Here is a 10,785-nt window from a genome sequence, read left to right on the forward strand (position 1 = left end):
TTGCGGCTTGCGATTGCCGAGCACAGCTCCAGTGATTTCAATGCCGGGGAGGAATTTTTCCACCAGCACCAGGTGATCATATTGCCAGGCCAGGTCTAGGGCGGCCTCCAGTTCCTGCTGCTGGCGCACGATGCTGAGTCCAATGCTGGATCCTTCATTTTCCGGCTTGACTACCACGGGTAGACCGAGGTGTTCTTGCACTCGGGCTGCAGCCTCAGGTGTGTGTCGTTCCAGTATGATATATGGAGCCACAGGCAGTCCTGCCTGCTCGTAAGCAAGTTTGGACTGGATTTTGTTGATTGCCAGGGCACTGCCAAGCACACCGCTGCCGTGATAGGGAATGTCGAGCAGTTCGAGCAGCCCCTGGATGGTGCCGTCCTCCCCGAAACGGCCATGCAGAATGATCAGGGCGACATCTATTTCAGAGGCGTCACGCACCAGTTGCAGGAGATCGTCTCTGGGATCATAATGGCGCACTTCGTATTTTTTCTTGTCAAGGGCCTGGTACACCTGTTCGCCGCTCTTCAGTGATACCTGCCGTTCTGCTGAGCGGCCGCCACTCAACAAGGCCACTGTGAGCTTCGCCATTTCGCACCTCCTTGTCTGCCGGCAAGCCTGCAGACTCTGCTGATCCACATGGCGGGCGGTCGACACCATGAGATCACCGGGCAGTACAGTGTGTTAAAAGTTGGTTGGTTGTGTCGGTGGAGCAAATTCCCTCGGGTATATTGACAAAATCCTTCTGGGAATGCAACGGGCATTTGTGGGCGGCTGACAGAAAAAATCCAGAAGGGGAAAAATGGAGAAAATCGAAGAAATGTGAAGATTCACTGGTGTTGATAATGAAAATTACTCTGTGGAAACTTTTCTAAGCGGTTGAATTTAGAAAATATTATTTAAATATGGGGAAAATGTTCTGACTGCCTGCTCCTATCGAGGAAAGACTGGACAAGGCTCGGAAATATGGATGAAATTTCATTGTTGAAAACTCGAGGATCTGTTGGCGAAAATGACCGAAGATTGCATTTGACAGGTGCGCTCCCATTTGATTTAAAACCCTTATTGCTCGCCTCACCTCTTTTTGCTGTACTCATTGCTTTTTGATGAGACAGGTCCACGGACAGGCACAGATTTTCCTGGCCAGGAGCAGCAGGTGCGGTGGTCCTGCCTTATGACCGACAATGCTTGCAGGCATGGATCGACCGGCCGAGGACGGATGAAGCTGCAGGTCGAAGAGTCCAGGCTCTCAGCTGAGGTAAGATGTGCCGAAGCGTTGAATGCAAAAAGTGTGGGCAGAGTGTCAAAGAGGGTGACGCCGACCAGGTAATCAGCTCGAGGCTAATTTGAGCACATGGGAGCCGGGCACAGGGTTGCCTGACTCGAACTGGGGAAGATGACGATGGAAGAGGTCTGGAGAGAGGTGAAAAGTACGCTGCAGGCGGGAATTCCGGACCATGCTTACAATATCTGGATTGAGCCCCTGCAATTGTATTCCGTTCAGAACGGCACCATTACCCTTTCCTGTCCAAATCATTTTTTTCTCAAGTGGGTACGGGAGAACTATGCAGCCAGTATCCGCAAGGCCTGGGAGAGTTGCAAAGGAGACTCGGTGAAAGTTGAACTGCGGCTGGCGCCCAGGCAGAGGCAAGCGAAACCTTTGCCTGAAGAAGTAGGCCAACTCAAACTCAACTTGCCCGTACAGACCAATGGCTACCATCGCAGGCTCAACCAGCGGTTCACCTTCGATGAATTCGTGGTGGGCAGGGGCAATGATTTTGCCTTTTTCGCAGCACGGGCAATGGCTGAAGGCCGGGCCCATCAACTGCGCAACAGCCTTTATCTCCTTTCTGGTACTGGTTTGGGAAAGAGCCATCTTTCCAGTGCCATTGGCAACCATATACTGGGACAGAGACCGCGGGCCATGGTGCGCTACCTGACAGCCGAAGAGTTTACCAATGAGATGGTAGTCTGCATCAAGCAGAATCGGATAGAGGCCTTCAAGGATAAATATCGCCGCAAATGCGACGTCTTGATCCTCGAAGAAGTCCAGTTTCTCAGCGGCAAAGAGAAAACGCAGCTCGAGCTGGCCTATACTCTCGATGCACTCTGCCGGGATAACAAGCTGGTGGTGTTTACCGGCAATCACTTTCCCAAAGACATTCCCAGATTGAAAAGCAGGCTGCAATCTCGGCTGACTGCTGGCATGGTGACTCACATTGAACCGCCTGACTATCCCACACGCCTCAAGATACTCGAGAGAAAAGCAGCGACTGAAGGCGTGCATTTGCCGGAAGAGGTAAAGGAACTCATTGCCAGTAAAATCAGCGGCGATGTTCGTCAACTGGAGAGTTGCATCATCGGCATGGTGGCAAAATCCTCCCTGCTCGGGAGCAAAATTGACCTGAACCTCGCTGAAGAAGTGCTCGAGTCAGTATGTGACAGCCACCAGAGTGTAACGGTGGAGGGAATTGTCCGCCTGATATGTGACTATTTTAAAGTCACGCCCGAGGCGCTGAAGTCGAATTCTAGAAGAAAAACTGTGGTGTATCCGCGGAACCTCTGCATGTATCTCTGCAGGAAATATACAGAAGAGACCCTGGAGACTATTGGCAGGACCTTCAACCGCACTCATGCCACTGTGATCTATGCAGTGGACAAGATCCATGAGCAAATGCAGCGAAAGAGCGGCGTCTACAATCAGGTCCAGTTCCTGTGCGATCGTTTGACCAGGCAACCCCTGGTGCTGTGAACAGCAGCTCGACAAAACCACTGCCTTTCATCTCTTTGCCAGCCTCTTTCTAAAATTCCCTGAGAAGCCTGATGACCGCCTGAACGCCAGCATAGGCGCGGGAGCACTGTGGTTGCCTGGGCACGGCAGTTTTGTCGGCCTGCAGGTTAAATGCAGGTTTCAGTCGTCCGAATCCGGGGCTAGAAGCAAGCTGAGGCAGTTGGCTGAATGCCCGGCTATGTCATGGGGGGTGTGGAACTGCGAGTCAGCCAGTCGGTGAAGCATCTGCCGCCAGTCCAGATTGTCTGCTACAGCAGCTGCCAGTGAAATGGTGGCGGCAGCTGCCATCTGGCTGGAGTACATTGGTTCAATTGCCTGCTGCAATTCTCTGTTGTGGGGGGATTCAGCAATGTGTTGTGGAGGTGTCTGTTCCAGCCAGGTGAGCATCTGGCCCAGGGCGTGGTGCCAGGTGGCAAGTATGCCTGCAGCCTGCCACTTTTCTCGGAGTTCGACAACTTGGGATAGAGAAAGATGACAGGGATCGGGCAGTTTGGCCAGGAACTGGCTGCTGAGCGGCGAGGGTGAGGGCTGGCTCTCCGGGAAGGAGGTAATCCTGGAGCACAGTTCGTTCACCTCCGCCAGCACCTCTGCCCTGGTGGTCAAAAGGAGCGGTCTTTGCTCGGGCATTCGTCTGAGGTAGAGCCGTGACCAGGCGTGCAATCGCTGTAGAGGCTGTTCAGTGCCAGGTTTTTCACCGCTGTGCAGCAGGGAGGCCTCGAGGATATCCTGCCTCGATTCCTCGTCTTCTCCAGCGCCCAGGGCCGTGTGAAAGCTGTGCTCCAGCTGGTAAAACTGTGCCAGCCTGGCTCTGAGCTCTGAGCGCTCCCGGTCCAGTATGTGGGCCAGACAGAGATAAACTGCCGCCTCCACCAGTTCTTCCTCCTCGCTTGCCAGGCGTACGCCGCTCTGCTTCAAGTGGGCAAGAAGATAGGTGCGAGCGCCTTCAGGATCTTCCTGCAGTACCTGCGCCCTCATCGCCTCCAGAGCCCCACCGTCCTGGTGCAGCTGCCCCAGCTGCAGGTATGTCTTGAGTCCTCTGTGGACCATTTCCGAGAAGGAGGAGTCGAGTACCGGGCAAAAAGGTTCCACAAAATGACTTTCCTGGAGCTCCGGAGGCAAATTGAGGTCCCAGTCTGGCACTATTTGCAGCACTCTGATTGTGGGAAAGTAGAGAACAAGCCTCTTCAAATCGTCCTGGTCCAGAAAAGTATGGGGAAAGCAGGTGATAATGAGCGGTCCATACTCACTGTCGATGGTAGCTTCCTTACTTTTGTCTGTAGTAGCCGTCATGCGAGTTGTACTCCTCAGAAAACATTATTGTGGCTGTTCAGGGCATCGATGAGGGCAACCATGGCCTGTACCGAACGCTCGAACAACTGCTGCCCCTTTTCTCTGGTGGCATGGCCCGCGTCACCCCAGACCCCTCCAGGCCAGTAGCGTTGTTTATCCCTGACGAGAAGATGTGGGGGAAAATGCGGCTTCTCTTTGGGACGATCGCTGCCAACCAGACTGTTTCGCAAAAAGAGCATGAGGGAAGTCTCCACCTCACCGGCATGAGAGTCGTCTTTGCTGACGATGATCTCCTGCCAGGCGCGGGGAGCCACATCCAGAGCAGAGAGCACTGCCAAGCCTATTTCTGGGTGGCGCTCGAGCAGTTCCTCGCCGGTCTCCACCAGGCTGCTTATCTGCAGAGCACTGGCGTGGCCGCTGATAATGAGAAAATTGCGGAGCCCCTGGCGGTAGAGGTCGCTGACAATGTCTCGCACCACAGCTCGCAAGGTGGAGCCTCGAATGCCGATGGTGCCCGGGTGCTCGCGAGTGCTCCTCATGAGGCCATAGTGTACAGGAGGGGCGACGAAGACTTCAGTGCGGCGTGCCACTTCTTTGCAGAGCTCATAAACATGAATGGTATCCGTGCCCAGGGGAAGATGGGGTCCGTGCTCCTCTACTGAACCGCAGGGAAGGAGAACCGTTCTGGTCCTCTCGAGGCCGGCAATAAAGTCGGGCATTGTTATTTCTTCGATTATCATGGCTGCTCCAGCAGAACTGCTATCCATTGCAATGTCATCTACTGTGGAGGTAATTGTTCTGGGCCCTGGTGAATTGAGTCGCTGTCTGCAACACTTGCTGCGCTCCTGGGAGCAGGAATTGTGTCCCCACCGAGTGGCCACTGCAGTCGCATGACTCCTCGTGGTCCGGTGATCAGCAGCACCACAGTGCCAGCCCTGTTGTCGCCCTCTTCAGGAGCGACTGCCGGGCTCTTGGCAGCAAATCGTAGGCGGTATACTTTTTCCCAGGGCTGGATATAGGGGTAGAATGTAGTGATCAGAGGAGTGGGCTTGCGAACTCTTCTGACATCAACCGGGGTTTGAGGCGCTTGTCCTTCCACATGCAAGTAAAAGCGCCAGGCAGATTTCGGATTGGCCAGATCGCTCCAGTCGGTTTGCGGCAGGTAGGCGGCCAGCAGGAATTCGTGAAATTTAGTGCCCTGCTGCAGCTGCTCGTCCCAGAGCTGCAATTTTTGCTGTTCACTCAGATAGTAAGCCCTGCTATATGCTTCCACGTAAGCCCGGCGAAAGGGCAGGGAGAGATAGGTGGCAGTGACCAGGAGTTCTGTGTCCAACTTGTTGTAAAGAGTGCCGGAACGTGTCCAGCTGTCAAGCACCTGACCATAGTCTCCCTGTTCCGCAGCAGTGCTGGCTGCGGTGACATGGTCCACTCGTTGGGGCAGGCTGCCTATGGATGAACAGCTGCCGACAAAAACGAGCAAAACAACCACAGATATCAGGCGGCCCGGGCTGCGTTTTTCTCTTATGCCATGCCATAAATGTTCGCGATTCATGAGCCAATCCCGTTCCAGTGAAATAGTTGCTGCACCTCCAGTGGCTCAGCTGTCTGCTTCACTGGTGGTCTCTTTCCTGCCGTTTGCAGCTGCGGCTTCTTCAACAAAAACTCTGGCGAAAATGTCGTTCACATAACGCAGGTAATAGTGGATGTCGAAGAGGTTGTCCAGTTCGTCTCTTGATAGAGATTGAGCAATTGCCGGATCAGCTTCGAGCAGTTTTCTGAAATTGCCTCCTTCGCTCCATGCTGCCATGGCATGGCGCTGCACTGCCCTGTAGGCCTGTTCGCGGCTCCAGCCCTTCTGAGTCAGGCTCAACATGATCCTCTGGGAGTTGAAGAGACCTGCAGTGCGCTCGAGGTTTTGCTTCATCCGCTCGCGGTGGACCGTCATACCCCTCAAAATGGCTGTGGTTCGATGCAGCATGGTATCCAGCAAGATGGTGCTGTCAGGCGCTATGATTCTTTCGACTGAGGAGTGACTGATGTCTCGTTCATGCCACAGGGCCACATTTTCGAGGGCGGCGATTGCCTGCGTTCTCACTACGCGAGCCAGACCGCAGATATTTTCAGCAACGATGGGGTTTCGTTTGTGGGGCATGGCAGAGGAGCCTTTTTGAGCCTTGCCGAAGGGCTCCTCCACCTCCAGTACTTCGGTGCGCTGCAGGTGGCGAATTTCTGTGGCGATTTTCTCCAGGCTGGCCGCAATGATGGCCAGTACGGAAAAGTATTCGGCGTGACGATCTCGTTGAATGATCTGGGTGGAGATGGGAGCAGGCTGTAAACCCAGACGAGTGCAGGCAATCTGCTCCACCCTTGGATCCACATTGGCATAGGTGCCCACGGCCCCGGAAATTTTGCCCACGCGCACGGTTTCTCTTGCCTGAACGAGACGAGAGCGGTTGCGGACAAACTCAGCATACCACAGGGCAAGTTTGAGACCAAAGGTTATAGGTTCGGCATGGACCCCGTGAGAACGGCCAATCATTACCGTGTCTTTGTGCTCAAAAGCCAGCTGCTTCAGGGTGACAAGGAGGTCGTCCACATCCTGGAGCAGGATATCTGCAGCCTCTACGAGAAGCAGGGCCAGGCTGGTGTCCAGTACATCTGAGGATGTGAGTCCGAGATGAAGGTAACGACCGTTTTCACCCACATGCTCCGTGACACAGGTGAGAAAGGCGATGACGTCGTGGCGTACTTCTTCTTCGATCGCTTCGATTCGTTCAAGACTGAAGTCTGCCTTGCGCAGGATGGTCTCGGCTGCCTCGGCAGGAATTTGCTGCAGTTCGGCCATGGCGGCAACCACGGCAAGCTCCACCTGCAACCATTTGCGGTAGCGGTTTTCGGGCTCCCACAGGCGGCCCATCTGCGGTCGAGTGTAACGCGGTATCATCGGCATCCTTCAATTGCCACATATCCGGTGGCAAGGCGTCTCTGGATGCCCGCTTATATCACAGGAAGCCTGTTGGCATCAACCAACCAGGCTGCCGGGACGTCACTTTTTCCTTGCGGGGCAACAGGAGTCAGCAGGGCAAACTGGCATAAGGTGAGATGTTGTCACCCCCCTGCAGGGCTCGCTCGTTGACAGCTCTCGGCTGCTGTGGCATAGTGATTTCAGGCGACAGAGTCATGCCAGTGGGCTCTTGCACACGATTCCAAGGTGCGTCCAGGTCTAGCCCGGATATTTCATGAAATCATGAATTGTCTGCAGGAACCATTCGAGAAAAATGTGACGATGGCTTTTGGACAACTGTAAGGCCACAGGGAGGGAGAGATGATTTCGAAAGCTGAAGCTGGAATCATTTGGCTCGAGGACCTTCGCAAAGAGGACGTAGCTCTTGTGGGGGGAAAGAACGCCAACCTCGGTGAACTGAGCGGCGTTGTGGGGGCACCGGTGCCGCCAGGCTTTGCTGTCACCGGCCGCCTCTACCGCGATTTCATGGATGGGGCCAGATTGACTGCCAGAGTAGCGGCAATTCTCGAGGGCCTTGACTCCAATGAACTGGAAGAACTCATGAAGGCCTCAGAGGCAATTCGAAAAATGATAGAGGAGACGGCTATTCCAGAAGAAGTGCAGCAGCAAATACTCGGGGCCTACGATGAACTCGGACAGAGATGCCGCAAGAAAGATGTGCTGGTGGCGGTGAGGTCTTCAGCTACGGCAGAAGATTTGCCCGGCGCCAGTTTTGCCGGTCAGCAAGACACTTTCCTCAATGTGCGCCGAGTTGAGCTGTTGGATCGTGTTCGAGCCTGTTGGAGCTCGCTGTTCACCCCCCGCGCCATTGCCTACCGCCAGGAAAAAGGTTTTCGTCACGATGACGTCCTCCTCAGTGTGACAGTGATGGAGATGGTGGAGGCCAGATCATCCGGGGTGATTTTTACTATTGAGCCGGTAACCGGTGAGCTCAACAAGGTGATTATCAATGCTGCCTGGGGCCTGGGCGAGGCAGTGGTGAGCGGCCGCGTCACCCCAGACGAATACGTGGTGGCCAAAGACAGCCTGGAGATTCTCGAGAGGCATGTGGCGGAGAAAAAGGAAAAGTGTGTAAGAAGTCCAGAAGGAAAGACCGTTTTTGTGCCCGTGCCGGACAATCTCCAGAATGTACCCGCCATTACCGACGAAGAAGTCATCCGCTTGACTGAGGAGGCCAAGAATATAGAAGCTCACTATGGCACTCCTCAAGATATCGAATGGGCCATTGATGAAGATGGCAAGGTGTTCATTCTGCAGGCGAGGCCAGAAACGGTGCATAGCCTGGAGGCAGCAAAGGAGGTGGTGTCTATGGAGCCAACAGAGAGTGCGGAGATTCTCTTGAAGGGAATGGGTGTAAGTCCGGGGCTGGGCAGCGGCCCGGTTAAAGTGGTGCTCGACGTGCAGGAGATCCAAAAAGTGAGCAAGGGCGATATCCTGGTTACTGAAATGACTACTCCTGACTGGGTGCCGGTGATGAAGATATCTTCTGCCATTGTTACCAACTCCGGGGGCAAGACCTGCCACGCCGCTATTGTCAGCAGAGAGCTCGGCATTCCCTGTGTGGTGGGCACTGGCAATGCCACCGAAGTACTCGCCGAGGTGCCAGAAGTAAGTGTGGATGGTGCCACTGGCGTGGTGTACCGGGGCATTGTTACCAGGGAAGAACCTGAAGCTCCTGCTTTGGCTGCAGGCGTGGTTGCGGCTGAGGCAACCGCTACCAAGGTATATGTGAACCTGTCCATTCCGGAGATTGCCAGAAAAGTGGCGGCAGAAACTCGGGCCGATGGGGTGGGGCTGCTGCGGGCCGAGCACCTCATGCTCAGTGTTGGCAAGCACCCCAGGCTGCTGCTGGAAGAGGGGGGCGATAAGTACATGGTGGATAAGTTCACCGAGGGCATCAAGGCTGTGGCCGAGGCCTTCTATCCTGGGCCGGTGGTCTACAGATTTCTAGATTTCAAACCTGATGAATTTCTCGAGATGCCCGGCGGCGAAAAATATGAGCGAGATCATGTGGGCCCCAATCCCATGATCGGCTACCGTGGGCAGTATCGCTATATGAAGGAAGACGATATCTTTCGCCTGGAACTGCAGGCTATCCGACGAGTGAGGCAGGAGTACGGCCTCAACAATGTCTGGGTCATGCTCCCCTTTGTTCGCACCCTGTGGGTCTACCGGGAGGCAGTGAAGATCATGAGGGAAGAAGGCCTGGACAACCGGGCAGACCCCGACTTCCAGCTGTGGATCATGGTGGAGGTGCCGAGCAGCGTCTTCCTCATAGAAGAGTTCTGCCAGGAGGGCATCGATGGCATCAGCTTCGGCACCAATGATCTCACCATGCTCATACTCGGGGTGGATCGCAATGATGCTTCAGTACAGGAGCTTTACGACGAACGCGACCTTGCAGTGTTGCGGGCCGTGGCCTACTGTATAACTGTCTGCCGTAAATATGGGGTTACCACTTCGATTTGCGGTCAGGCGCCCAGTGTCTATCCAGACTACCTGGAATTTCTCATCCGCTGCGGCAGCACTTCCCTGTCAGTTAATCCGGACACGGTGGTGGCGACGCGCAAAATGGTGGCCGCCCTGGAGCGCAAGATCCAGATGGAACAGGTGGTGGGAGGCACGGTGAATCCCCGGGTGGCGAAGACTGCTATGGAGAACGTCTTCTTCTGGAGAAAGGTGGAGTAGGCTGCCGATGGAAGGCTTGATAAGATATCTCAGCCGCCGCTACCAGAGAGTTGCAGAAGTGGGTCTGGGGAATTACACTAGAGTTGCCAGGACCCTGAGCTCGCTCGGCCTCCAGGTGACGGCTACGGATATTGCTCCGAGGGCTGTTGATTTCCCGGTGCAGTTTGACGATGTTTACAGGCCGCGGCTGTCGCTCTATCTGGGTGTACAGTGCTTATACAGTATCCGCCCTCCTCCGGAACTATTGCCGCCGTTGACAAGGCTGGCAGAGATATTGGGCGTAGATCTGCTGGTAAAACCGCTAGCCGCAGAACCGCCTGACGGCACTCTGATCAATATGGACGGCAGTTTCTTCTATCTTTTTCCGGCTAGTACACGACAAAGAAAAGGACAGGCGCTTTGCAGCAAGGCTCTGTAATGGCTGCGGTATAACAGGCGTGATGAAGAACGACAAAAAGATCATTTATCTTGTTGGCGAGAGAACCGGGGAGACCGTATCCAAATTAGCAACAGCAGTTCTATCCCAGTTTGTCCCTGATAATATAATTGTTCGGCGCTTTTCCATGGTGGAAGACACTGCCTTGATGCTGTCCATTTTGAGTAGAGCACACCGGGAGAAAGCCCTGGTGGCTTACACCATAGTGGACGCGGCCAACAGGGAGTTCCTGGAGCGTGAGGCAGCCAAGAGAGGGGTGGAGACTGTTGATGTTCTCGGCAACCTGATAATCAAACTTGCACTCTTCCTCGAACAGAAACCGCTGAACATTCCTGGCAAACAGCACCAGGTGGATGCCGATTATTTTCGGCGCATCGAGGCCATTGAGTTTTCAGTGAAACATGACGATGGTCAGGCCACCCACACACTTCACAAGGCCGACCTGGTACTCATCGGGCTTTCCCGCACCAGCAAGACGCCTCTTTCTTCCTATCTGGCACAGATGGGCTGGAAAGTGGCCAATGTACCGCTTTTTCCTGACATCATGCCGCCCAGAGA

At 54.6% G+C, this 10,785-nt stretch carries 9 protein-coding genes; 4 read left to right on the forward strand and 5 right to left on the reverse strand.

All coding sequences use genetic code 11. The features are described from left to right. Nucleotides 1-588, reverse strand: a 588-nt coding sequence (locus JRI89_14700) for an ATP-grasp domain-containing protein (GenBank protein ID MBW2072488.1), incomplete at its 3' end; no start/stop codon positions are given. An 811-nt stretch (nucleotides 589-1,399) separates the two neighbouring features. Between JRI89_14700 and dnaA the strand changes: the two genes are divergently transcribed. Then, nucleotides 1,400-2,749, forward strand: coding sequence for a chromosomal replication initiator protein DnaA (gene dnaA / locus JRI89_14705; GenBank protein ID MBW2072489.1), 1,350 nt, complete (start codon nucleotides 1,400-1,402; stop codon nucleotides 2,747-2,749). 159 nt (nucleotides 2,750-2,908) lie between these two features. Here dnaA and JRI89_14710 read toward each other — a convergent pair whose 3' ends face one another. From JRI89_14710 to JRI89_14725, 4 genes are read right to left on the reverse strand one after another with little or no spacing between them, the layout of a single operon-like run. Then, nucleotides 2,909-4,078 carry a hypothetical protein gene (locus JRI89_14710; GenBank protein MBW2072490.1) on the reverse strand — a complete coding sequence of 390 codons (1,170 nt, stop codon included), beginning with the start codon at nucleotides 4,076-4,078 and terminating at the stop codon, nucleotides 2,909-2,911. Between the two features lie 14 nt (nucleotides 4,079-4,092). Next, on the reverse strand, nucleotides 4,093-4,818 hold the full coding sequence (locus JRI89_14715; protein MBW2072491.1) for a creatininase family protein: 726 nt from the start codon (nucleotides 4,816-4,818) through the stop codon (nucleotides 4,093-4,095). A 38-nt stretch (nucleotides 4,819-4,856) separates the two neighbouring features. Then, complete coding sequence (locus tag JRI89_14720) at nucleotides 4,857-5,630, reverse strand: hypothetical protein (protein ID MBW2072492.1); 774 nt, start codon at nucleotides 5,628-5,630, stop codon at nucleotides 4,857-4,859. Between the two features lie 45 nt (nucleotides 5,631-5,675). Beyond that, nucleotides 5,676-7,022 (reverse strand): adenylosuccinate lyase, encoded by a 1,347-nt coding sequence (locus JRI89_14725; GenBank protein MBW2072493.1) that lies wholly within the window; start codon nucleotides 7,020-7,022, stop codon nucleotides 5,676-5,678. 381 nt (nucleotides 7,023-7,403) lie between these two features. On the opposite strand from JRI89_14725, the gene ppsA reads away from it, so the two are divergent. From ppsA to JRI89_14740, 3 genes are all read left to right on the forward strand, one after another. Beyond that, complete coding sequence (ppsA, locus tag JRI89_14730) at nucleotides 7,404-9,791, forward strand: phosphoenolpyruvate synthase (protein ID MBW2072494.1); 2,388 nt, start codon at nucleotides 7,404-7,406, stop codon at nucleotides 9,789-9,791. A gap of 7 nt (nucleotides 9,792-9,798) precedes the next feature. After that, nucleotides 9,799-10,209, forward strand: a complete 411-nt coding sequence (locus JRI89_14735; GenBank protein MBW2072495.1) for a hypothetical protein — start codon at nucleotides 9,799-9,801, stop codon at nucleotides 10,207-10,209. A 22-nt stretch (nucleotides 10,210-10,231) separates the two neighbouring features. Beyond that, nucleotides 10,232-10,785 (forward strand): kinase/pyrophosphorylase (locus tag JRI89_14740; GenBank protein MBW2072496.1); only part of this gene is annotated, 554 nt, incomplete at its 3' end.

Source organism: Deltaproteobacteria bacterium (genome assembly GCA_019309045.1).
GTDB lineage: Bacteria > Desulfobacterota > Syntrophobacteria > BM002 > BM002 > JAFDGZ01.

What these genes read in the sequence shown, in the direction of transcription:
- dnaA (MBW2072489.1), top strand. Translation starts at nt 1,400, where the DNA reads ATGGAAGAGGTCTGGAGAGAGGTGAAAAGTACGCTGCAGGCGGGAATT.
- JRI89_14710 (MBW2072490.1), bottom strand. Translation starts at nt 4,078, where the DNA reads ATGACGGCTACTACAGACAAAAGTAAGGAAGCTACCATCGACAGTGAG.
- JRI89_14715 (MBW2072491.1), bottom strand. Translation starts at nt 4,818, where the DNA reads ATGATAATCGAAGAAATAACAATGCCCGACTTTATTGCCGGCCTCGAG.
- JRI89_14720 (MBW2072492.1), bottom strand. Translation starts at nt 5,630, where the DNA reads ATGAATCGCGAACATTTATGGCATGGCATAAGAGAAAAACGCAGCCCG.
- JRI89_14725 (MBW2072493.1), bottom strand. Translation starts at nt 7,022, where the DNA reads ATGATACCGCGTTACACTCGACCGCAGATGGGCCGCCTGTGGGAGCCC.
- ppsA (MBW2072494.1), top strand. Translation starts at nt 7,404, where the DNA reads ATGATTTCGAAAGCTGAAGCTGGAATCATTTGGCTCGAGGACCTTCGC.
- JRI89_14735 (MBW2072495.1), top strand. Translation starts at nt 9,799, where the DNA reads ATGGAAGGCTTGATAAGATATCTCAGCCGCCGCTACCAGAGAGTTGCA.